The sequence below is a fragment of the Kitasatospora sp. NBC_01266 genome, from assembly GCF_036242395.1.
Taxonomy (GTDB): Bacteria; Actinomycetota; Actinomycetes; order Streptomycetales; family Streptomycetaceae; genus Kitasatospora.
Window position 1 is genome coordinate 3,720,163 of record NZ_CP108458.1, and the last position, 21,839, is coordinate 3,742,001.

At 73.1% G+C, this 21,839-nt stretch carries 19 protein-coding genes; 2 read left to right on the top strand and 17 right to left on the bottom strand.

Translation table 11 applies throughout. The annotated features are described in order from the left end of the window. Positions 1-50: 50 nt before the first annotated feature. The 11 genes from htpX to OG403_RS16095 form a co-directional block, all read right to left on the bottom strand. Positions 51-908, bottom strand: a complete 858-nt coding sequence (gene htpX / locus OG403_RS16045; protein ID WP_329564919.1) for a zinc metalloprotease HtpX — start codon at positions 906-908, stop codon at positions 51-53. Between the two features lie 139 nt (positions 909-1,047). Further along, a complete protein-coding gene (locus OG403_RS16050) occupies positions 1,048-2,607 on the bottom strand; it encodes an NADH-quinone oxidoreductase subunit N (protein WP_329564920.1) in 1,560 nt (519 codons plus the stop codon). 3 nt (positions 2,608-2,610) lie between these two features. Further along, positions 2,611-4,170 carry a complex I subunit 4 family protein gene (locus OG403_RS16055; RefSeq protein ID WP_329564921.1) on the bottom strand — a complete coding sequence of 520 codons (1,560 nt, stop codon included), beginning with the start codon at positions 4,168-4,170 and terminating at the stop codon, positions 2,611-2,613. 58 nt (positions 4,171-4,228) lie between these two features. Next, a complete protein-coding gene (locus tag OG403_RS16060; protein ID WP_329564922.1) occupies positions 4,229-6,223 on the bottom strand; it encodes an NADH-quinone oxidoreductase subunit 5 family protein in 1,995 nt (664 codons plus the stop codon). After that, the gene (gene nuoK, locus OG403_RS16065; protein WP_329564923.1) at positions 6,220-6,597 is read right to left on the bottom strand and encodes an NADH-quinone oxidoreductase subunit NuoK; all 378 of its coding nucleotides are present in this window, start codon (positions 6,595-6,597) and stop codon (positions 6,220-6,222) included. Before nuoK ends, OG403_RS16060 begins: the two co-directional genes overlap by 4 nt. A gap of 6 nt (positions 6,598-6,603) precedes the next feature. Beyond that, positions 6,604-7,248, bottom strand: a complete 645-nt coding sequence (locus OG403_RS16070) for an NADH-quinone oxidoreductase subunit J family protein (protein WP_329564924.1) — start codon at positions 7,246-7,248, stop codon at positions 6,604-6,606. Next, entirely contained in the window at positions 7,245-7,730 is a 486-nt protein-coding gene (locus OG403_RS16075) for a 4Fe-4S binding protein (protein WP_329572327.1), read from the bottom strand. The genes OG403_RS16070 and OG403_RS16075 overlap by 4 nt, the downstream gene beginning before the upstream one ends. Positions 7,731-7,780: 50 nt before the next feature. After that, a complete protein-coding gene (locus OG403_RS16080; protein ID WP_329572329.1) occupies positions 7,781-8,737 on the bottom strand; it encodes a complex I subunit 1/NuoH family protein in 957 nt (318 codons plus the stop codon). Between the two features lie 2 nt (positions 8,738-8,739). Continuing rightward, a complete protein-coding gene (locus tag OG403_RS16085; RefSeq protein ID WP_329564925.1) occupies positions 8,740-9,714 on the bottom strand; it encodes an NADH-quinone oxidoreductase subunit C in 975 nt (324 codons plus the stop codon). Next, positions 9,711-10,337, bottom strand: coding sequence for an NADH-quinone oxidoreductase subunit B (locus tag OG403_RS16090; RefSeq protein ID WP_329564926.1), 627 nt, complete (start codon positions 10,335-10,337; stop codon positions 9,711-9,713). The genes OG403_RS16085 and OG403_RS16090 overlap by 4 nt, the downstream gene beginning before the upstream one ends. After that, on the bottom strand, positions 10,328-10,744 hold the full coding sequence (locus tag OG403_RS16095; RefSeq protein WP_329564927.1) for an NADH-quinone oxidoreductase subunit A: 417 nt from the start codon (positions 10,742-10,744) through the stop codon (positions 10,328-10,330). Before OG403_RS16095 ends, OG403_RS16090 begins: the two co-directional genes overlap by 10 nt. 229 nt (positions 10,745-10,973) lie before the next feature. Here OG403_RS16095 and OG403_RS16100 point away from each other — a divergent pair, with 229 nt between their 5' ends. Next, positions 10,974-12,185: a sensor histidine kinase gene (locus OG403_RS16100; RefSeq protein WP_329564928.1), complete on the top strand. Its 1,212-nt coding sequence runs from the start codon at positions 10,974-10,976 to the stop codon at positions 12,183-12,185. Positions 12,186-12,215: 30 nt separating this feature from the next. Here OG403_RS16100 and OG403_RS16105 read toward each other — a convergent pair whose 3' ends face one another. Further along, the gene (locus OG403_RS16105) at positions 12,216-13,340 is read right to left on the bottom strand and encodes a S1C family serine protease (protein ID WP_329564929.1); all 1,125 of its coding nucleotides are present in this window, start codon (positions 13,338-13,340) and stop codon (positions 12,216-12,218) included. Between the two features lie 161 nt (positions 13,341-13,501). Then, positions 13,502-16,048, bottom strand: a complete 2,547-nt coding sequence (locus OG403_RS16110) for a serine/threonine-protein kinase (RefSeq protein WP_329564930.1) — start codon at positions 16,046-16,048, stop codon at positions 13,502-13,504. 400 nt (positions 16,049-16,448) lie between these two features. Here OG403_RS16110 and OG403_RS16115 point away from each other — a divergent pair, with 400 nt between their 5' ends. Further along, on the top strand, positions 16,449-17,096 hold the full coding sequence (locus OG403_RS16115; protein WP_184937043.1) for a TetR family transcriptional regulator: 648 nt from the start codon (positions 16,449-16,451) through the stop codon (positions 17,094-17,096). Between the two features lie 186 nt (positions 17,097-17,282). Here the strand turns inward: OG403_RS16115 and OG403_RS16120 are convergent, their stop codons facing one another. From OG403_RS16120 to OG403_RS16135, 4 genes are all read right to left on the bottom strand, one after another. Continuing rightward, positions 17,283-18,227, bottom strand: a complete 945-nt coding sequence (locus OG403_RS16120) for a beta-ketoacyl-ACP synthase III (protein ID WP_329564931.1) — start codon at positions 18,225-18,227, stop codon at positions 17,283-17,285. A 208-nt stretch (positions 18,228-18,435) separates the two neighbouring features. Continuing rightward, positions 18,436-19,395, bottom strand: coding sequence for a L,D-transpeptidase family protein (locus tag OG403_RS16125; RefSeq protein ID WP_329564932.1), 960 nt, complete (start codon positions 19,393-19,395; stop codon positions 18,436-18,438). A gap of 107 nt (positions 19,396-19,502) precedes the next feature. After that, the gene (gene mqnE, locus OG403_RS16130; RefSeq protein ID WP_329564933.1) at positions 19,503-20,666 is read right to left on the bottom strand and encodes an aminofutalosine synthase MqnE; all 1,164 of its coding nucleotides are present in this window, start codon (positions 20,664-20,666) and stop codon (positions 19,503-19,505) included. 211 nt (positions 20,667-20,877) lie between these two features. Then, positions 20,878-21,837 (bottom strand): threonine ammonia-lyase, encoded by a 960-nt coding sequence (locus tag OG403_RS16135; protein WP_329564934.1) that lies wholly within the window; start codon positions 21,835-21,837, stop codon positions 20,878-20,880. Positions 21,838-21,839: the final 2 nt, after the last annotated feature.

Sequence of the window (21,839 nt, forward strand, 5' to 3'; positions counted from 1 at the left end):
GAGCGGGGCTCCTGTGGCTCGCACGGTGCGGTCTGGCGTCTGTCCCCACGCTACCGCCCCGCCATCCGCTCCAGCCGGGCGATCCGCTCGCCCATCGGGGGGTGGGTGGCGAAGAGCCGGGTGCCGGAGTCGCCGCGCCGGAACGGGCTGGCGATCATCATGTGGCTGGCGGTCTGCAGCTGCGGCTCGGGGGGCAGCGGCAGGCGCTGGGTGCCGGTCTCCAGCTTGCGCAGCGCGCCGGCCAGGGCCAGCGGGTCACCGGTGATCCGGGCGCCGTCCGCGTCGGCCTGGTATTCGCGGGAACGGCTGACGGCCAGTTGGATCATGGTCGCGGCGAGCGGGCCCAGGATCATGATGGCGAGCACGCCCAGCAGCCCGGGTCCGTCCTCCTCCTCACCGCGGCCGAACGGGATCAGCCAGGCGAAGTTCACCAGGAACATGATCACCGAGGCCAGCGCGCCGGCCACCGAGGAGATCAGGATGTCGCGGTTGTGGACGTGGCTGAGCTCATGGCCGATCACCCCGCGCAGCTCGCGTTCGTCCAGCAGGCGCAGGATGCCGTCGGTGCAGCAGACCGCGGCGTTGCGCGGGTTGCGGCCGGTGGCGAAGGCGTTGGGGGCCTCGGTCGGCGAGATGTAGAGGCGCGGCATCGGTTGGCGGGCGGCGGTGGAGAGCTCGCGGACGATCCGGTACAGGCCGGGGGCCTCGATCTCGCTGACCGGACGGGCCCGCATCGCGCGCAGCGCGAGCTTGTCGCTGTTCCAGTAGGCGTAGCCGTTGGTGGCGAGGGCGACCAGCAGGCCGATGATCAGGCCGGTCCGCCCGAAGAAGCTGCCGATCACCACGATGAGTGCCGACAGTCCACCGAGGAGGACGGCCGTCCTCAGTCCGTTGTGCGGGCGGTGCACGGCAGCCCCTCCAAATGGTGCGGTGGGAAGCCCTCTGTTCACATCCCTCTGTGCCTGGTCAACGGTGGACGTCGGGGCCCTGGTTCCCTTCCTCGCACGGCGGCGGACCGTGCGCATCCCGACGACCTGGTACGGGGCCTCAGAAGAGGGTGCCCGAGACCACCTGGAGCACCAGCTGGGGAGCCACCGAGAGCAGCACGGCCACCGCCGCGGTCAGCCCGAGGGTGGCGGCCAGCGGGCGGGGCACCCGGGCCGCGGGGACGGCCTGCGGGCCGGGCGTGAAGAGCTTCGCCAGCCAGAGCAGGTAGTAGTACAGGGCGATCACCACATTGACCGCCATCAGCACCGCGAGCCAGCCCAGACCCGCGTTCACCGCGGCCTGGAAGACCACCACCTTGCCGAACAGCCCGACCACGCCCGGCGGCAGACCGGCCAGGCAGAGCAGGAAGAAGGCCAGCGCCAGCGCGGCCCAGCGGTTGCGGGCGAACAGGCCCTGGTAGTCGTCCAGCCGGTTGGCGGGGCTGGTCCTGGCCACCACCGCGGCCACCCCGAAGGCGCCGAGGTTGACCAGGCCGTAGATCAGCGCGTAGGCGACCGTGGCACCCAGCGGGTGGGCCGTCCCCGCGTAGCCGGCGGCGGCCAGCGGGACCAGCAGGTAGCCCGCCTGGGCCACCGAGGACCAGGCCAGCAGGCGCACCGCACCCTGCGCCGAGTCGGCGCGCTGGCGCAGCGCGGCCACGTTGCCCGCCGTCATGGTGACGGCGGCGACCACCGCGAGCAGCAGGCCCCAGGTGTGGCCGTAGGGGCGGAAGGCGAGGTTGGTGACCAGCGCCAGGCCCGCGAAACCGGCCGCCTTGCCGACCACCGAGAGGTAGCCGGCCACCGGCAGCGGGGCGCCGGCGTAGGTGTCGGGCACCCAGAAGTGGAACGGGACGGCGGCCACCTTGAAGGCGAAGCCGACCAGGGTCAGCGCGGCGCCCGCCTCGGCCAGCGGCTTCAGCTGCGCGGGGACGTGCGCCAGGCCCTCGCCGATCGCGGCCAGGTGCAGGCTGCCGGTGGCGGCGTAGACGAAGCTGACGCCGAGCAGCATCACGGCCGTCGCGGTGACCGAGGAGAGGAAGAACTTCAACGCGGCCTCGCCCCCGCGCCCGTCGCGCTTGAAGGCGACCAGCGCGAAGGAGGGCAGCGAGACCACCTCGAGGGCGATCACCAGGGTGGCCAGGTCACGCGAGGCGGGCAGCAGCGCGGCCCCGGCGGCGCTGCTCAGCAGCAGGAACCAGTACTCGCCGGCCGGCAGCTTCTCCTCGTCCACGGTGTGCAGCGACAGCAGCGCGGCGATCAGCGCGCCGCCCAGCGCGAGCAGTTGGAAGGCCAGCGCGAAGTGGTCGGCCACGTAGGAGCAGTTGCCCGCGCCGCCCGGCAGGCAGAAGGTCGACCGGGCCGCGCCGCCGGTCAGCGGCAGCAGCGCGAGCAGCGCCAGCGCCAGACCGCCGACGGCGAGCGGGCCGAGCAGCCGCTTGCGGGACTCGGGCAGCAGCAGGTCGGCGAGCAGCACCAGCAGCGCGGCCAGCGCGGCGATCAGCGGCGGGGCGATCGCCACCCAGTCGATGGACTGGATCAGCGCGCCGGGGTGGGCGACGGCGAGCAGCGAGGTCGGGTTCACGGCGGCGGGCCCCAGGGGGTGAAGGATGCTGGTCATCGGTCAGCCACCGGCCAGCAGCTGCTTGACGGCCGGATCGAAGAGCCCGAGCAGCAGCGCCGGCCAGAGCCCGGCCAGCAGCGTCAGCGCCGCCAGCGGGGTCCAGCTGACCGCCTCGTACGGGCGCAGTTCGGCCGGCTCGGCGAGAGCGGGCTGCGCCGGGTCGCCCATGCAGACCCGGCGGACGACGGTCAGCAGGTAGCCGGCGGTCAGCAGGGTGCCCAGGCCCGCCAGCACCATGTAGGTGACGAAGGCCGGCCGGGACAGGCCCGCCGCCGGGTCGAAGGCGCCGAACATCGCCAGCACCTCGCCCCAGAAGCCCGCCAGCCCCGGCAGGCCGAGGCTGGCCACGGCGGCGAAGGCGAGCAGCGCGCCCAGCCGCGGCGCCCGCCCGTAGAGCGCGGCCCCGGTGGTCCCGGACAGCGTGTCCAGGTCCGCCGTCCCGTACCGGTCCTTGAGCCCGCCGACCACGAAGAAGAGCAGGCCGGTGACCAGGCCGTGGGCGATGTTGGCGAAGAGCGCGCCGTTCACCCCCACCGGGGTGAGCGAGGCGATGCCCAGCAGCACGAAGCCCATGTGGCCCACCGACGAGAAGGCGATCAGGCGCTTCAGGTCCCCCTTGCGGCCCGGCCGGGCGAGCGCGAGGCAGGCCAGCGAGCCGTAGACGATGCCGACGGCGGCCAGCGCCCCGAGGTAGGGGGCCAGCGTGTGGGCGCCGTCCGGCACCACCGGCAGCAGCACCCGGACCAGGCCGTAGGTGCCCATCTTGAGCAGCACGCCGGCCAGCAGCACCGAGCCGACGGTGGGCGCCGAGGTGTGCGCGTCGGGCAGCCAGCTGTGCAGCGGCCAGGCCGGCGCCTTGACCAGCAGACCCAGGCCGATCGCCAGGGCGGCGAGCACCTGGGTGGTGTGCGACAGCCCGTGGCCGTGCGCGGCGGCCAGCGCCGTCATGTCGAAGGTGCCCGCCTTGAGGCCGACCAGCAGGAAGCCGAGCAGCATCACCGCGGAGCCGAGCAGGGTGTACAGGATGAACCGGTTGGCCGAGGCCGTCCGGGCACCGCTGCCCCAGCGCGCGATCAGGAAGAACATCGGGATCAGCACGATCTCGAAGGCGACGAAGAAGAGCAGCAGGTCCAGCACCAGGAAGGTGGCCAGCATGCCCACTTCGAGCAGCAGGAAGAGCCCGGTGAAGGCCCGCGCCGACGGCGTGCCCTCCCCGTTCGGCAGCCTCCTGGTGGAGTAGAGCGCGCAGAGGAAGGTGAGCAGCGCGGTCAGCACCACCAGCGGCAGCGAGATGCCGTCCACCCCGAGGTGGAAGCGCACCCCGAGGGCCGGGATCCAGGCGACGTTCACCGTGCCCTGCATCCGGCTCGGGTGCGCGTGGTCGAAGGCGGCGGTCAGGGCCACGGCCAGCGCCAGCACCAGGCCGGTCACCACCGCGTTGAACCGCAGCGCGCGGCGGTCCTGGGTCTCGGTGTCCGGGCCGAAGAGGCCGGCCGGGGCCAGCGTGACGGCGGCGCCGAGCAGCGGTAGCACCAGGAGGGCGATGAGGAGCACGTTCATCGGGGACTCCCTGAGCGGGCCGGGGCGGACGGGTGACGGGTGATCAGCTGGACCTGCCTCATGTGCCGACCGCCACGAAGACCGCGATCAGCACCGCGCCGGCCAGCAGCGCGCTCAGGTAGGTCTGCGCGTTGCCGGTCTGGCTGCGCCGCACCACCCAGCCGAGCAGCTTGGCCGCCCCGCCGGAGCCCTGCACGTAGCCCTCGATGACCTCGCGGTCCAGGAACTTGACCAGCTCGGCCGCGGCCACCGTCGGGCGCACGAAGAGCAGGCTGTAGAGCCGGTCGAGGTGGAAGCCGTGCTGGGCCGGGCCGTGCAGCGGGCCGAGCAGCTCGCGTCCCGGGTCGGCCAGGGGTGCGGCCGGCTCGGTCCCGGCCTTGGCCGCGGCGGTCCGCCAGGCCGCGTAGCTGACCAGCACACCCGCCACGGCCAGTCCGGTGCCGAGCACCGCGGTGACCACGCTCGGGCGCAGCGAGCCGCCGTCCAGCAGCGCGGGCAGCCAGTCGGTGCGCAGTCCGGCGACGCCGAAGCCGATCGAGGGCACCGCCAGCACCCAGAGCGGCCAGCGCATCGCCGCCGGTTCGCGCTGCCCCGGGTCGACCTCGTCCGCCTCCGGCGAGTAGGGCGCGCCGGGCTCGGCGGCGAGCGGACCGGCGGCCTGCGCCGCCTGGGCCGCCTGGGCCGCCCGCCCGACCGGGAAGGCCAGCAGCCAGAGCCGGGTCGCGTAGGCGGCGGTGAGCAGTGCGGTGACCAGGCCGGCGATCAGCACGATCCAGCCGGCCGCGTGCGGCACCGCGGCGGCCGGGCCGACCCCGTTGGTCAGCGCGTCCCCGCTGGCCGCGTGCTCGGCGGCGGTCAGCACCGACTCCTTGCTGAAGAAGCCGGAGAACGGCGGCAGGCCGACCAGCGAGACCAGGCCGATGCCCAGCGTCCAGCGGGCGTCCGGCACCCGGTCGCGCAGCCCGGGCAGCCGGGACATCGCGGAGAGCGAGTTGGTGTGCGCGGCGTGGATCAGCACGCCGGCGGAGAGGAACAGCAGCGCCTTGAAGGCACCGTGGCTGACCAGCTGGAAGACGGCCGCCTCACGGTCACCGCTGGCCAGCGCGCCGGCCATGTAGCCGAGCTGGCCGATGGTGGAGTAGGCGAGCACCCGCTTGATGTCGTCCTGGGCCAGCGCGCAGAGCGCCGAGCCGACCATGGTGACGGCGGCCATCACCGCGAGCACCACCAGCGCGGCGCCGGAGAGCAGGAAGACCGGCAGCAGCCGGGCCACCAGGTAGATGCCGGCCGCGACCATGGTGGCCGCGTGGATCAGCGCGGAGACCGGGGTGGGGCCGGCCATCGCGTCCGGGAGCCAGGTGTGCAGCGGGAACTGCGCGCTCTTGCCGGCCACACCGGCCAGCAGCAGCAGCGCGATCAGCGTGGGGTGGTGCAGCTGCCCGTGCGCGGCCGCGGCCAGCACGCCCTGGATCCGGAAGGTCCCGGCGTCGGCGCCGAGCAGGAAGAGGCCGAACAGGAACGGCACGTCGCCGAGCTTGGTGACCAGGAAGGCCTTGAGCGAGGCGGCCCGGGCGTCCGCGGTCTCCCAGTGGTGGCCGATCAGGAAGTACGAGCAGATGCCCATGAGCTCCCAGCCGACCAGCAGCAGGATCAGGTCGCCCGAGTAGACCACCAGGAACATCGCGGCGGTGAAGAGCGAGACCAGCGCGGCGTAGGACGGGTAGCGCGGGTCGGTGCGCAGATAGGCCGTGGAGTAGACCTGGACGCAGGTGGCGACCACCCCGACCAGCACCGAGATCAGCGAGGTGTAGCCGTCCAGGTGGAAGGCCAGCCAGATCTCGGGGCCGCCGGTGGGGGTGAGCCGGGTGGCGACGTCCAGCGTGGCGCCGGTGCCCAGTTGCAGGGCGGTGACCAGGGCCAGCACCGCGGCGGCGGCCACCGGCAGGATCGCCAGCGGCCGGGCCAGGCCGGGGGCCCGCTTGCCGGTGGCGAACAGGGCGGCCGCGCCGAGCGCGGGCAGCGTCGGGACGAGCGTGGGGAGGGCGATGTTCACTTGACGGCCTGACCCTTCGACACGTCCTCGGTTGCCGCGCCGTCGAACTGGGCCGGCACCTCGGCGGCGCGGTCGCCGAGCGCCCTCAGCCGGTCCACGTCGGCGGTGCCGCGGGTCCGGAAGACCAGCAGCACGATGGCCAGCCCGAGGCCGATCTCGGCGGCGGCGACGGTGATGGCGAAGAGGGTGAGCGCCTGCCCGGCGTGCAGCGCGTCGCGCAGCCAGGCGTCGAAGGCGATCAGGTTGAGGTTGACGGCGTTGAGCATCAGCTCGACCGACATCAGCACCAGGATGGCGTTGCGCCGGGCGAGCAGGCCGTAGACGCCGATGCTGAAGAGCAGCGCGGCGAGAACGGCGGGGTAGGCGAGATGCATCGGCTCTCAGCGCTCCTGCTGCTGGGGGGCGGCGGAGGCGTCGACGGGGCGCCGGGTGCGCAGCTTGCCGGGTCGGGGCCTGGCCCCGCTGTCCTTGCCGGTCCGGGAGATGACGATGGCACCGACCAGCGCGGCCAGCAGCAGCACCGAGAGCGCCTCGAACGGCAGCACCCAGTACCGGAACAGGCTGGCGCCGGTCGCGGCGGTGCTGCCGCCGCCCGCGCTCAGGTCGATCCAGGAGGTCCGGAAGGCGTCGACCACCAGGGTCACCAGGGTGCCGGCGGCGGCCAGCGCGACGCCCAGGGCGATCCACCGGTTGCCCGAGTCGGCGTCCGGCGAGCGGCCGATCGGCGCCCGGGTGAGCATCAGGCCGAAGAGCACCAGGACGACCACCGAGCCCAGGTAGATCAGCACCTGCACCCAGGCCACGAACTCGGCGGTGAGCAGCAGGAACTCGATCGCCAGGCCGCCGAGCGCGACGACCAGCCAGAGCGCGGCGTGCACCAGCTGCTTGGTGGTCACCGAGATCAGCGCGGCGCCGAGCACGGCGAGGCCGACCAGCACGAAGACGATCTCCACGCCGGTGGGCGAGAGGAAACCGCGGGCCGCGGGGCTCAGCGAGCCGGTCGCGGCGAGCAGGGCGGTGGTCATGCGGAGTCACCCCCGGCGGCGGCCGCCAGCTTCTCGGCGGCCTTGCGGGCGCCGGCGATCTCCTTGGGCTCCTCGGCGCCCGGGTCCAGCGCAGGCGGGGCCGGCACGGTCCACATCCACTCGCGCAACTTCTCGCGCTCGTGGGTCAGCTCGTGGATGTCGGTCTCCGCGTACTCGAACTCGGGCGACCAGAAGAGCGCGTCGAACGGGCAGACCTCGATGCAGATCCCGCAGTACATGCAGAGCGAGAAGTCGATGGCGAAGCGGTCCAGCACGTTGCGGGTGCGGGCCCGCGCGTTCGGCTCGACGGCCGGCAGGGTCTCCTTGTGCGAGTCGATGTAGATGCACCAGTCCGGGCACTCACGGGCGCAGAGCATGCAGACCGTGCAGTTCTCCTCGAGCAGCCCGATCACGCCCCGGCTGCGCGGCGGCAGCTGCGGTTGCACCTCGGGGTACTGCGCGGTGACGGACTTGCGGGTCATCGTCCGCAGGGTGACGGCGAGGCCCTTGGCCAGGCCGGAGCCGGGAAGGTTCACTGGGAGATCGCCACCTTGATGATGCCGGTGAGGGCGAGCTGGAGGAGTGCGAGCGGGATCAGCACGGTCCAGGCGAAGCGCATCAGCTGGTCCTCGCGCAGCCGGGGGAAGGTCACCCGGGCCCAGATCACCACGAAGGCGAGCGCGAAGGTCTTCAGCAGCGTCCAGAGCCAGCCGAGGCTGTCCGGCAGCGGGCCGTGCCAGCCGCCGAGGAAGAGCACCGCGGTCAGCGCGCAGAGCACCAGGATGCCGGCGAACTCGGAGAGCAGGAAGAGCGCGAAGCGCAGCCCGGTGTACTCGGTGTAGGCGCCGAAGATGATCTCGGAGTCGGCCACCGGCATGTCGAAGGGCGGGCGCTGCAGCTCGGCCAGGCCGGCGGTGAAGAAGACGAAGGCGCCGATCGCCTGCCACGGGATCCACCACCAGTGGAACTGGTCCAGGATCCCGGGCAGCGAGACGGTGCCCGCCGCCATCGCCACCGAGGCTCCGGCCAGCAGCATCGGCAGCTCGTAGGACATCAGCTGGGCCGCCGAGCGCAGGCCGCCGAGCAGCGAGAACTTGTTCGCCGAGGCCCAGCCGGCCATCAGCGAGCCGAGCACCCCGATGCCCATGACGGCGAGCACGAAGAAGATGCCCGCGTCGATCGCCTCCCCGACGAAGCCGTTCGGACCGACCGGGATCGCCAGCAGCACCAGCAGGTACGGCAGCAGCGCGACGGCCGGGGCCAGTTGGAAGACCCGCCGGTCGGCGCCGGCCGGGACGATCTCCTCCTTCTGCGCGAACTTGACGCCGTCGGCGACCAGCTGGGCCCAGCCGTGGAAGCCGCCGGCGTACATCGGGCCGAGCCGGCCCTGCATGTGGGCCATCACCTTGTGCTCGGTCTGACCGATGATCAGCGGGAAGGTGAGCAGGACCACCAGCGCGGCGAGGCAGCGCAGCAGCGTGTCGAGCAGGTTCACTCGCGCTCTCCGTTCCGGCTTTCCGAGGTCTCGGCCGAGGGGTCGTCGGACGTCGGCTCGGCCGACTTCTCGGGTACGGCAGGTGGCTCGGGCTCGGCCGGCTTCGCGGGCTCCGGGTCGTGCGCGGGCACCGGGGAGTGCCAGGGCGCGTCCGAGCTCCGGGTGCGCGCGGGGCCCTCGGGTGCGGGGCCCTCGGGTGCGGGGCCCTCGGGTGCGGGGCCCTCGGGTGCGGCAGCCTCAGGTGCGGCGGGCGCGGACTGGCTGGCCGAGCCCTCGGTGATGCTGCGGGTGCGGCGCGGCCGGTCGGCGCGCACCGCCGGCGCGCCCTCCGCCGCCGCTGCCGCCGCCCGGGGGCCGCGGGCCGCGCGGGCCGGACGCTCCGCCACCGGGGGCAGGGTGCCCTTGAGCGGCCCCCACTCGTTGGGATCCGGCACGCCGGGCGGCTGCATCTTGCGCCGGGCCGGCCCCGCGTGGTCGTGGTCGCTCTCGCCCGGCTCCTTGGCGCCCGGCCAGGCCTTGGCGACCCGGGCGGCGAGCACGAACTCCTTGCGCAGCGGGTGCCCCTCGAAGCCCTCCGGCAGCAGCAGCGGCACCAGGTGCGGGTGGCCGGTGAAGTCGATCCCGAACATCTCGTGCGTCTCGCGCTCGTGCCAGCCGGCCCCCGGGTAGACGCCGGCGGCGGTCGGCAGCGCGGCGCCGGCCCGCGGCACCCGGGTGCGCAGCAGCAGCTGCCGCACCGCGCCGGCCTCGCCGACGGCGGCCAGGTGGACGCAGACCGAGAAGCCCTCGGCGAGCTCGTCCACCGCGCTCAGCCAGTCGAAGAAGCGCAGGCCCAACCCGTCCCGGGCGGTGGTCAGCGCCTCGATCCAGTGCTCGGCGGGGACGTCCACGGTGAGCAGCTGGTAAGCCGCGGCGGCGCTCGCCCAGGGGCCGATCGCGGCGGCGGTCTCGTTCGGATCCACCGCGGTCACTGGGCACCTCCGGGACCAGGCACCAGCGGGCGGCGCAGCGCGCCGGCCGAGGGACCGGTGTAGCGCTCCGGCAGCGACTCTGCGGCGATCTTCTCCTGAAGCTTGAGGATGCCCTGCAGCAGCGCCTCGGGGCGCGGCGGGCAGCCCGGCACGTAGACGTCGACCGGGATGATCTGGTCCACGCCCTTGGTGACCGAGTAGGAGTCCCAGTAGGGCCCGCCCGAGTTGGAGCAGGCGCCGAAGGAGATGACGTACTTGGGCTCCGGCATCTGCTCGTAGAGCCGCCGCACGGCCGGTGCCATCTTGTCCGTCACCGTGCCCGAAACGATCATCAGATCGGCCTGGCGCGGCCCGGGGGCGAACGGGATGACTCCCATCCGGATGAAGTCGTGCTTGGCCATCGAGGCCGCGATGAACTCGATCGCGCAGCAGGCCAGGCCGAAGTTGAAGCACCACAGGCTGTAACGGCGGCCCCAGTTGAGCACCACCTTGACCGGGTCCGGGGCGAGCCGGGCCAGCGGGCCGAGCCGGCGCTGTTCCAGCGCCCCCGGACCGGGGTTGGCGGGGTCGGGCAGGCCGAGCTGGACCGGTCCGCCGGAGCCGTGGCTGTGGGTCACGTCCATTCCAGGACCCCCTTCTTCCAGGCGTAGAGCAGCCCGATCGCGAGGAAGCCGAGGAAGATGAACATCTCCACCAGCGTCGCCATGCCGTACCCCGCGGCGGCGAACACCGTCGCCCACGGGAAGAGGTAGATCGCGTCGACCGCGAAGATCACATAGAGGAATGCGTAGATGTAGTACCGGATCTGGGTCTGGGCCCAGCCCTCACCGACCGGGTCGACCCCGCACTCGTAGGTGAGCAGCTTCTCCGGCGACCAGACGGCCGGGCGCAGCAGGCGGTTGGCCGTGAAACCGACGGCCAGGAAGAGCACGCCGAGAATCGCGAGCAGGCCGACGGCCGCGTACGCGTCGAAGTAGCCGCTGCCCATCGCGGGGTCGGCCGCGAGGGCGGTGGCCCGGGGGCCCTGCATGCGTTCGCCTCCAGCGGTCTTTACACGTCCATAACCTCGTTATGGCGTGAGTCTATGGCCACCGCTGTGCGACCCAGGCACCCCGCCCGACCCTTAAGACGACTCGTGGACAGCGGAAGGTGGGGTTAACCCCCGCAAGGAACTCGTCCTGACCCCCGTGCGCCGAGCCCCTCCCACCCGCCAAGCTGTACCCGCACCACCCTGACGACGAACGGAACGGACTCATCCGATGAAGCTGCGCGGCTCCCGCCGGTCCGAGGCCCGACCGCTGTACGGCGCCCAGATGTGGCGCGAGGCCCGCCACCACCTGGTCGGCCTGCCCTTCGGCATCGTGGTCTTCGTCGCCACCGTGGTCCTGCTCGCGGTCGGTGTGGGACTGAGCGTGACGGTGATCGGGCTGCCGGTGCTCGGGCTCGGGCTGCGCCTCGCCCGCTGGTTCGGTGCGCTGGCCCGCAGCCGGGCCAGGGCCAGCCTCGGCGCCCAGGTCGGGGAGCCGGGGCCGCTGCCGGCCGGCCGGCCGGGGGCGATGGGCCGGGCGCTGGCCCCGCTCGCCGACGGGCTCTGCTGGCGCTCGGCGCTTTACTGCCTGCTGATGCTGCCGTGGGGCGTCATCACCTTCGCGCTGACCCTGGTCTTCCTGGTCGCCGGCTGGCCGCTGCTGCCCTTCGTGGTGCGGTACCTGGCCGTCGCGCACCGGGTGCTGGTGGAGTCGCTGCTCGGTCCGGGCGAGCTCACCGAGCGGGTGCGCGAGCTGGAGGAGGACCGCGGCGCGGTGGTCGACACCGCCGCCGCCGACCTGCGCCGGATCGAGCGCGACCTGCACGACGGCGCCCAGGCCCGGCTGGTCGCCCTGGCGATGGACCTCGGCCTGGCCAAGGAGAAGCTGCTGGACACCGAGCTGACGCAGGAGCAGGCCTCGGCCGCCCGGATGGTCGAGGTGGCGCACGGCGAGGTGAAGGTGGCCCTGCAGGAGCTGCGCGATCTGGCCCGGGGCATCCACCCCGCCGTGCTCACCGACCGCGGCCTGGACGCGGCGCTCTCCTCGGTCGCCGCCCGCTGCACCGTCCCCGGCGGAGTGCGGGTCAACGTGGACCTGGCCGGGCCGGACGGCGTCCAGGAGCGCCCGGACTCGGCGGTCGAGGGCATCGCCTACTTCACCGTCAGCGAGCTGCTCACCAACACCTCGAAGCACGCCGGGGCGCGCAGCGCCAGCGTGGACGTCTGGCGCTCGGCGGACCGGCTGATGCTCCAGGTCGGCGACGACGGACAGGGCGGGGCCGGCCGGCCCGGTGACGGCTTCCGCGCGGCCGGCGGCCTGGCCGGCCTGGCCGAGCGGATCGGCGCGGTCGACGGCGTCTTCCTGGTGGAGAGCCCGGCCGGCGGCCCGACCACGGTCACCATAGAACTCCCCTGGCGCACCCGGGCCGCGCGGCCGGTGTGACGCCGGGGGCGAGCCGGACCGCCCGCCCGGTCAGGAGCCGAGCGTCCCCAGCGTCACGTCGGCCGTCTTGGTCGCCCCGGCGCGGGTGTAGGTCACGGTGACCTTGTTGCCCGGTGAGAGCGAGGCGAGCGCCGTGGTCAGCGAGTTGACCGTGGTGATCTGGGTGCTGCCGACCTGGGTGATCACATCGCCCGCCTGCAGCCCGGCCGAGGCCGCCGGACCGCCGGAGGTCGTGCTGACGATGACCACACCGGCCGGCTGGTAGTCGCTGCTGAAGTAGGGGCGCACCGTGACGCCGAGCGCGGCCTTGCCCGAGTTGGTGACCTTGCCACTGGCGATCAGCTGGTCGGCGATGTTGGTGATGGTGGCGCTCGGGATGGCGAAGCCGATCCCGGTGGCGGCGCTGCCGTTCAGCTCGGGGTCGACGGCGGCCAGCGTGTTGATGCCGATCACCTGGCTGGAGAGGTTGACCAGCGCGCCACCGCTGTTGCCGGGGTTGATCGCGGCCGAGGTCTGCACCATGTTGGCGATGGTCGCGCCCGGCGAACCGCCGCCCTGGGGCTCGGTGACGGTCCGCCCGGTGGCCGAGACGATGCCCTGGGTCACGCTGCTGGAGAGCCCCAGCGGGCTGCCCATCGCCAGCGTGATCTGCCCGACCTCCACCTTCCCGCTGTCCCCGAAGACCACCGGCTTCAGGCCGCTGGGCGGGCTGCTGAGCTTGATCACCGCGAGGTCGTCGTCGGGGTAGCTGCCGACCAGGGTGGCGTTCATCTGGTTGGTGCTGTTGGCCAGGCTCACCTGGAAGCTGGTCGCGGTGCCCACCACGTGGGCGTTGGTGACGATGTCGCCCTTGTCGTCGTAGACGATCCCCGAGCCCAGCCCGGAGGCCGTGGTGATCTGCACCACCGAGGGCAGCACGTTCGAGATCACCTGCTGGTACTCGTCCTGCAGCTGGTTGGTCACCGAGGGCGCCGCGGTCGGGCTGCCGGTGCTCGCGGCGGTGGCCGAGGAGGACTTCGTGCCGCTGCTGGTGCAGCCGCCGAGCGCCAGTGCGGCACCGAGCACCACCGCTCCCGGCCCGGCCAGCCGGGCGGCCACGGCCTTGGGCCCGGTGGGTCGCGGGCCGGACGGGCTCGGGCGGGTGTGATCCTTCATGGGGTGCACCTGGGCGTCCTCCGGTTCCGTGCATGCGGGGCTGCTGACCGGCTTTCGCCGGGCTTGTCAGCATTCCACCGCTATGTCCGAATCACCGTCACCGGCGCGCCGCGCCCAGGGCCCGGTGGCCCGGCGCCCGCCGGGCCACCGGACCACCCCGGCTACCGCTGCTCGGGCACCGCCGTCCCGAAGACCGCGTCCAGCGCGTAGACGCAGCGGTCCTTGCTGCTCACGAAGACCCGGCCGCCCGCCGCCACCGGAGAGCCCGTCAGCTCGCCCTTGGTGCCCAGCTCCCAGCGCAGCCGCCCACTGGCCAGCTCCAGGGTGTGCAGCGAGTGGTCCCGGCTGCCCAGGTGGACCAGCCCGTCGGCCGCCGCCGGGGCGCCGACGATCTCGCCGCGCGCCGCGTACCGCCACAGCTCCTGGCCGCTCGCGGTGTCGAAGGCGAAGAGCGTGTCCCCGCTGGCGATCAGCGCGCTGCGCCCGGCCAGCACCACCGGCTCGGCGCCCTGCCGGCTCGCGGTGCGGCCCTGCCAGCGCACCCGGCCGCTCGCGCCGTCCAGCGCGTAGAGGGTGCCCAGGTAGTCGGCCACGTAGACGGCCGGGGTGGCCGAATCGTCCAGGGTCGGCGGGGTGAAGAGCACCACCGGCGCCTCGAACCGCCAGCGCTGCGCCCCGCTGGCCGCGTCCAGCGCGTACACCGAGGTGCCGGCCGTCACGTAGACCGTCCCGCCGCGCACCGCGGGCCGGGACGGCACGTCCTCGCCGACCGGGAAGGCCCAGCGCGGCAGCCCGCCCCGGGCGTCCACGCAGCGCAGCCGCCCGCCGCCGTAGTAGTAGACGGAGCCGGCCAGCAGGGCCGGCCCGGACTGCGGGTTCTCGTAGTCCTGCTGGGCGTCCTCGGCCCGCCACAGCTCCGCGCCGTTGGCACTCGAGCGCACCTGCACCCCGCCGCCGCGCAGCCCGCAGCAGAGCACCCCGTCCGCGGCGTCCAGCGAGTAGACCCAGCCGTCCAGCGAGGTGCGCCAGCGCTCGGTGCCGTCGGCCACGTCCACGGTGTAGAGGTGCGGACCGTCGGCGGCGTGCAGCCGGCCCGCGTCCACCGCGACCGCCCAGGCCACGTCACGGGTCTTGTAGCGGCGCCGGCCCGAGGCGATGTCCAGGGCGTGCACCTCGAAGCTGGAGATGAACAGGGTGCCCTCGGCGACCACCGGCGTGCCCCACACGTCGTTGGACATCCGGAACCGCCACGGCCGCCACCGGCCCTGCTCGGCGGGCGAGACGGGCGAGGCGGGCGAGACGGTCGGCCCCGCCACCGGTGCGGTGGTCTGGCCCGAGCGGCGCACCCACTCGGTCTCGGCGGGCGTGGGCCCGGTGGCCGGCCGCTCCTGCTCGGTGCCGTGCGCCTGCGGCCCCGGCCCTATCCGCACCGAGGCGCCGGACAGCTGGATCTCCTGGGCCGGCTCGCGCCGGTGCCGGCGGGCCGGACCCAGCTTGGCGGTGCTCGCCTCGGCCTGCCCCCCGGTCGTGGCGGGGAGCTGACCGACCGCCGACCGGCCGGCGGCCTGCGCGACCGCCGCCTGCCCCAGCGGGCCGAGCGCGCCGGTGCGCGGGTCCACCGCGTCGGGCCGGCTCGGCCCGCTGGTGGGCGGCAGCGGCGGCGCGGGCGGCGGGCCCCAGTGCCCCTCGGGTACGGCGGGACCGCCTTGGCGGGCCGCCAGGTAGGGCGCGGGCTGCGGCGGTCCCACCGGCACCGGCGGGACCACCGGCGCGACGGGCGGCTGCGCCGGTGCCGCGGTCCGGGACCCGGGCAGGTTGCGCCGGCCCCGCTTGCGCTCGATCAGCTCCAGCGCGTTCGGCGGCAGCCAGTCCCCGCCCTCCTCCCCCGCGTCGTCCCGGGAGAAGAGGTGCGGCGCCAGCTCCGCCTGGATCTGCGCGGGGGTCGGCCGGTGCTCCGGCGCCGGCCGCATGCAGGCCCGCACCAGGTCGACCAGCTCCACCGGCAGCCCGGACAGGTCCGGCTGCTCGCGCAGCAGCTTGAAGACCGTCTCCACCGGATTGCCGCCCGAGTAGGGGGCGTGCCCGGTGGCGCAGAAGACCAGCAGCGAACCGAGCGAGAAGACGTCGCTCGCCCCGGTGACGCTGCGGCTGTCCTTGGCCTGCTCCGGCGACATGTAGGCGGGCGTGCCCACCGCCACGTTGGTCATGGTGAGCCGGGTGTGCGAGACCCCGGCGGCGATCCCGAAGTCGATCACCCGCGGGCCGTCCTCGACCACCAGGACGTTGGACGGCTTCAGGTCACGGTGCACCAGCCCGGCGGCATGGATGGACTGCAGCGCCTCGGCGATCCCGGCGATCAGCCAGCGCACCGCGTCCACCGGCAGCGGCCCGCACTCGTCGACCAGGTCCTCCAGCGAGGGCGCCGGCACGTACGCGGTGGCCAGCCACGGCACCCGGGCGTCCGCGTCGGCGTCGACCACCGCCGCGGTGTAGAAACCACCGACCGTCTTGGCCGCCGCGATCTCCCGGGCGAAGCGCACCCGGAACAGCTCGTCCTCGGCGAGTTCGCCGCGCACCGTCTTGATCGCCACCCGCCGGCCGGAGGTCGACCGTGCCAGGTACACCAGCCCCATCCCACCGGCGCCGAGCCGTCCGAGCACCTCGAAGGGCCCGATCCGTCTCGGATCCTGCGCCGTCAGCTGGTCCACTCGGCTGCCACCTCCCCGTCCGCACGCCCACCCGTTCGCGGGCCGGAGTTGATTCTCCAATGCGCCCGCCCCCTGAGCCAATCTCCCCCCACCTGAGCCCGGCGCCCGTGTCGCGCCGCACCGGCGGCTTCCGGCCGCCCCGGCCCCCGCCGAGCCCGACGGCCCGTCGAATCCGCGCTCGGCCAGCAGTTCTGACGCCGACTCGGAAGTCACCGCATTCATGCGCAAGGCTACGCAGAGCGACCCGAGAGGCCTTCAGCCCACTGGCCGTCACTCTGTGCCGTCATCAGCACACGGGGGGGCTCCGAATATCGCTATCCCGGCCCTCAATACCCGCCCGTGCGGACTAATAGTCGCATCACCGAATCGCGCCATGATCGGTGCGCGGTAAGCTGACGGCATGACAGGACAAGTTCGCACCGTCGACGGTCGCGTCGCCGGGCGACGCGGACAGGAGACGCGGCAGAAGCTGCTCGACTGCCTCCGCGAGATGCTCAGCACGTCGCCGTACCGGGACGTCAAGGTCATCGACGTCGCCCGTATGGCGGGTACCTCCCCCGCGACCTTCTACCAGTACTTCCCGGATGTCGAGGGCGCTGTCCTCGAGATCGCCGAGGAAATGGCCAAGGACTCCGTCGAGCTCAAAGAGCTGATCGACGGAAAGTCCTGGGCAGGAAAGTCCGGCGCCACCACGTCCGAAGAACTGGTGGACGGATTCCTCGCCTTCTGGCGCAAGAACGACGCCATTCTGCGCGTGGTCACGCTGGGTGCCGCAGAAGGGGACAAGCGGTTCTTCAAGATCCGCATGACTGTCCTCAACTCGGTGGCCAAGCCGCTCGCGGATGCCGTCAAGGACCTTCAGGCCAAGGGCCAGGCCGACAAGGCGCAGGACGCCGCCGCGGTGGCCGGCTCGCTGATCTCGCTGCTCGCCTCGGCAGCGGAGCATCAGAAGGCCTTCACCTCCTGGGGGGTCAAGGTCAAGGATCTGAAGCCCACCCTCGCCCCCCTGGTGTACCTGGGCGTCACCGGCAAGAAACCGCCCAGGTAGACCGTCCTTCCACCCAAGTCTCCATATCGTGTGCTCGCGCGTGGCCCCGGCCTCCTGTCCGGTGGACGTCGGGCGGCGGCCGTGTCCTCGGGGGAGGTTCGCCGACGTACCGCAGCGCGCTGGCCGGCAACATGACGGTGGGCGGGATCCCGATCGGGATCCCGCCCACCGTCATGTCCAGGCCGCTCAGGGGCAGCGGACCACCTGGCCGGCGTAGGCCAGCCCGCCGCCGAAGCCGAAGAGCAGCACCGGATCGCCGCTGGAGAGCTCGCCGCGCTCGACCAGCTTGCTGAGCGCGAGCGGGATCGAGGCCGCCGAGGTGTTGCCGGAGTCGACCACGTCGCGGGCGATGACGGCGCCGGTCGCACCGAGCTTGCCGGCGATCGCGTCGATGATCCGCAGGTTCGCCTGATGGGCGACGAAGCCCTTGAGCTCGCTCGGGTCGATCCCGGCCCGCTCGCAGGTCTGCCGGGCCAGCGGGGCGATCTGCGTGGTGGCCCAGCGGAAGACCGCCTGGCCCTGCTGGCTGATCACCGGCTTCCAGCCGGTGATGGTCACCGCGTCGGTCTTCTCCGGTTCCGAGCCCCAGACCACCGGGCCGATGCCGGGCTCGGCATCGGCCGGCTGGGCCTCGACCACGGCCGCCCCGGCACCGTCGGCGAAGATCACGCAGGTGGAGCGGTCGGTCCAGTCGATGGTGTCCGACATCCGCTCGGCGCCGATCACCAGCGCCCGGCTCGCCGCGCCGGCCCGGATCGCGTGGTCGGCGGTGGCCAGCGCGTAGGAGAAGCCGGAGCAGACGGTGTTGATGTCGTAGGCGGCGGGGCTGGGGATGCCGAGCCGGGCCGCGACCGCGCAGGCGGTGTTGGGGCTGCGCTCGATCGCCGTACAGGTGGCCACCACCACGAGGTCGATGTCCTGGGGCGCCAGGCCGCTGTTGGCCAGCGCCTTCTGCGCCGCCTCGGTGGCGAGGTCGACGAGCGTCTCGTCCTCGGCGATGTGCCGCTGCCGGATGCCCACCCGGCTGCGGATCCACTCGTCGTCCGTGTCGACCAGCGCGCTCAGGTCGTCGTTGGTGAGGACCCTGGTGGGCTGGTAGTGGCCGAGCGCCACAATGCGGGAACCGGTCATGTTGCCACTCAACCCGGTTACCGGCGCGTCAACTGCTCACGGCCGATAACAGGATCCGGCCTCCGAAGCTGTAGGAGGCGAACAACAGCCCTTGCGGCACAACGGGGATCGGGCGCCATTTGGTGACATGAAGAGAAATCTCAGGTTGACGAATGTTCGTTCGGGCGATGCTCGGCCGGTCCTCGGGACCGGTTCTCCGGGCCCGCCCTCAGGTGGCCAGCGAGGCCGCGTCGCCCATCACGATCACCGGATGGGCGGCCGGGTCCAGGGTGCGGATCAGGGTGGCCATGTCGTCCTCGGGGACCGAGACGCAGGCGTGGGTCGGCCCGCCGTGGTCGACGTGCAGCCAGATGCCGCCGCCCTTGGCCTCGCCGAGCGGCTCGCGGGGGTCCAGCGGCGAGCTGCCGACCACCCGGTTGTAGTCGATCGCCACCACGTAGTCGAAGGAGCCGGCCAGCGGCTCACCGTTGAAGCCGGTACCGCTCGCCGTGAAACCGCTGTCCTGGTGGTAGGGCAGCTTGCTGCCCGGGTCCGGCTTGAGGCCGCCCGCGTCGCTGAGCGTGAAGACGCCGATCGGGCTGCGCAGGTCCCCGGAGGTGTGGTCGGTGGTCCAGCCCGCGTTCCCGTTGTGCCCGGTCCAACTGGCGCCCGGCCGCCAGCGGCCGTCGGCGGTGCGGCTCCACAGGGTGACGGTGGCGTTGGCGGAGTCCTTGGCGGCGCCGCTGGCCAGCACCACCTGGTCGGCGTCGGCCGGTATCCGGGCGGCGAAGCCGGTGCCGAGCCCCGGTATCGCGGGGTAGCTGCCGTCCGCCCGGTCCGAGCGGTCGGCGCTGGGCGCATCGGTGTGCCCGGCGGCCGCGCCCGGCGCGGCCGTACCGGACGGCGTGGCCACACCGGCGGGCAGCGGGACGATGTCCTGGCTCAGCGCCGTGCCGGTGCCGCGGTGCGCGGCGAACGTGCCACCGGGCCCGAGGCCGAGCCAGCCGACCGCCGCGACCAGCAGCAGCGCCGCGCCCGCGGTGACCGCCTGGCGGCGCCGGCGCTGCCTGCGCCGGCGGCCCCGACGGGCCTGCGCCCGGGAACCCGGGGCGGCCCGTCCGCCGGTCGGCTGCGCGGCGGACGGCCGCGTCGGTTGCTTTCGGACGGCGGCCCGATGGGATCCGGACATGCGGTCGATCCTGCCAAAGACCGCCACGGAGGGTGAACCCGGGCCACCCTAAATCGGTATGAAGAGGATCCGGGGCTGGTGGGAGGGGTGTGGACGACCGGCGGCGGTCAGAGCCGCATCGCCTGCGGGGTCTCCCGGCGCAGCAGGTCCGGGCCGTCGTACTCGCGGATGACCTCGTAGCGGGTGTTGCGCTCGACCGGCCGGAAACCGGCGTCCCGGATCAGGTCGAGCAGGTCCTCGCGGCCGAGCTTGTTCGGGGTGCCGAAGTTGTCCGCGTCGTGGGTGATCTTGTACTCGACCACCGAGCCGTCCATGTCGTCCGCGCCGTGGCTGAGCGCCAGCTGGGCGGTGGTGACGCCGTGCATCACCCAGAAGACCTTGACGTGCGGGACGTTGTCGAAGAGCAGCCGGGAGACCGCGAAGGTCTTCAGCGCCTCGGCGCCGGTGGCCATCTCGGTGCGGGCCATCAGCCGGTTGCGGACCACGCCGTCCTTGGAGTCGTGGAAGTCGTGCTGGTAGCGCAGCGGGATGAAGACCTGGAAGCCGCCGGTCTCGTCCTGCAGCTCACGCAGCCGCAGCACGTGGTCGACCCGGTGCCGGGGCTCCTCGATGTGCCCGTACAGCATGGTGCACGGGGTCTTCAGGCCCTTCTCGTGCGCCAGGCGGTGGATCCGCGACCAGTCCTCCCAGTGGGTCTCGTGGTCGACGATGTGCTGGCGGACCTCCCAGTCGAAGATCTCCGCGCCGCCGCCGGTGAGCGACTCCAGGCCGGCGTCGATCAGCTCGTCCAGGATCTCCGAGGCACTGAGCCCGCTGATCTTCTCGAACCAGTGGATCTCGGTGGCGGTGAAGGCCTTCAGCGAGACGTTCGGCAGCGCGGCCTTCAGCTCGCGCAGCGAGCGCGGGTAGTAGCGCCAGGGCAGCGTCGGGTGCAGGCCGTTGACGATGTGCAGCTCGGTGAGCGAGTCCGACTCCATCGCCTTCGCGAGCCGCACCGCCTCCTCGATCCGCATGGTGTACGCGTCCTTCTCGCCCGGCTTGCGCTGGAACGAGCAGTAGGCGCAGGAGGCGGCGCAGACGTTGGTCATGTTCAGGTGGCGGTTCACGTTGAAGTGGACGACGTCGCCGTTCTTCTTCGTCCGCACGTGGTGCGCCAGGCCGCCCAGCCAGGCCAGGTCGTCGCTCTCGTAGAGCGCGATGCCGTCCTCGCGGGTGAGCCGCTCACCCGCGTAGACCTTCGCCTCCAGCTCCCGCTTCAGCCCTGCGTCCATGCGGTGAACCGCCTCCTACGTCTTCGATCCAATGGCCGTTTCGCGCCGGAACCGAGACTACGCCCTAGGACCGACCGGCAGATGATGGGTGGGTGCAGGAGCGGCGTCCGGGCCGAGTCTGGGCGGCTCCGACGATGGGGGTACCTCCCGGCCGAAGGCCGGGGGAGAGAGTCCGGGCGTCGCGACGCCGCCCATCATCTGCCGGTCGGTCCTAAGACGTCAGCAGCTCGGACAGCAGCTTCGGTTCCAGGTTGCCGCCGCTCAGCACCGCTGCGAAGACCCGGCCGCGCAGCTCACCGGCGCGGTGCAGGTACGCCGCGGTGGCCACCGCGCCCGAGGGTTCGGCGACCAGCCGGCCGCGCCGGGCCAGCACCGCCACGGTGTCGCGGATCTCCGCCTCGCTGACCGTCACGATGTCGTCCACGTAGGCCTGCAGGTGCTCGAAGTTCAGCACCCCGACCGGGCTGCGCAGGCCGTCCGCGATGGTCCGGTACCGCTCGGCCACCGACCACGGGCGCAGTTCGCCGGAGTGCAGGCTGTCCCGCGCGTCGGCGGCCAGTTCGGGCTCGACGCCGATCACCCGCACGCCCGGAGTGGTCAGCTTGATCGCCGCCGCGGTGCCGCTGATCAGCCCGCCGCCGCTGACCGGCACCAGCACGGTGTCCAGCTCGTCCGGGGCGTCCTCGCCGATCTCCAGACCCACCGTGCCCTGCCCGGCGATGACGGACGGATCGTCGTACGGCGGCACCCAGACGTAGCCGTGCCGCTGCGCCAGCTCGGCCGGGCGGGTGTCGCGCTGGTCGGCCGGCACCAGCAGCACCTCGGCGCCGTAGGAGCGGGTGGCGGCCACCTTCATCGCGGGCGAGGTGTCCGGCATCACGATCACGGCCCTGATGCCCAGTTGGCGGGCCGCGTAGGCGACCGCCTGGGCGTGGTTGCCGCTGGACTGGGCGACCACGCCGCGGGCCCGCTCCTCGGCGCTCAGCTGGGCCAGCCGGTTGTGGGCGCCGCGGATCTTGAAGGCGCCGGTCGGCTGGAGGTTCTCCGGCTTGAGCCAGAGCCGGCGGTTGCCGTCCTCGGCCCAGGGAGCCGGCAGCAGCGGCGTCCGCACCGCCACCCCGGCTATCCGGCGTTGGGCGGCGCGCAGCTCGTCCAGTCCGACCAGTGGCATGT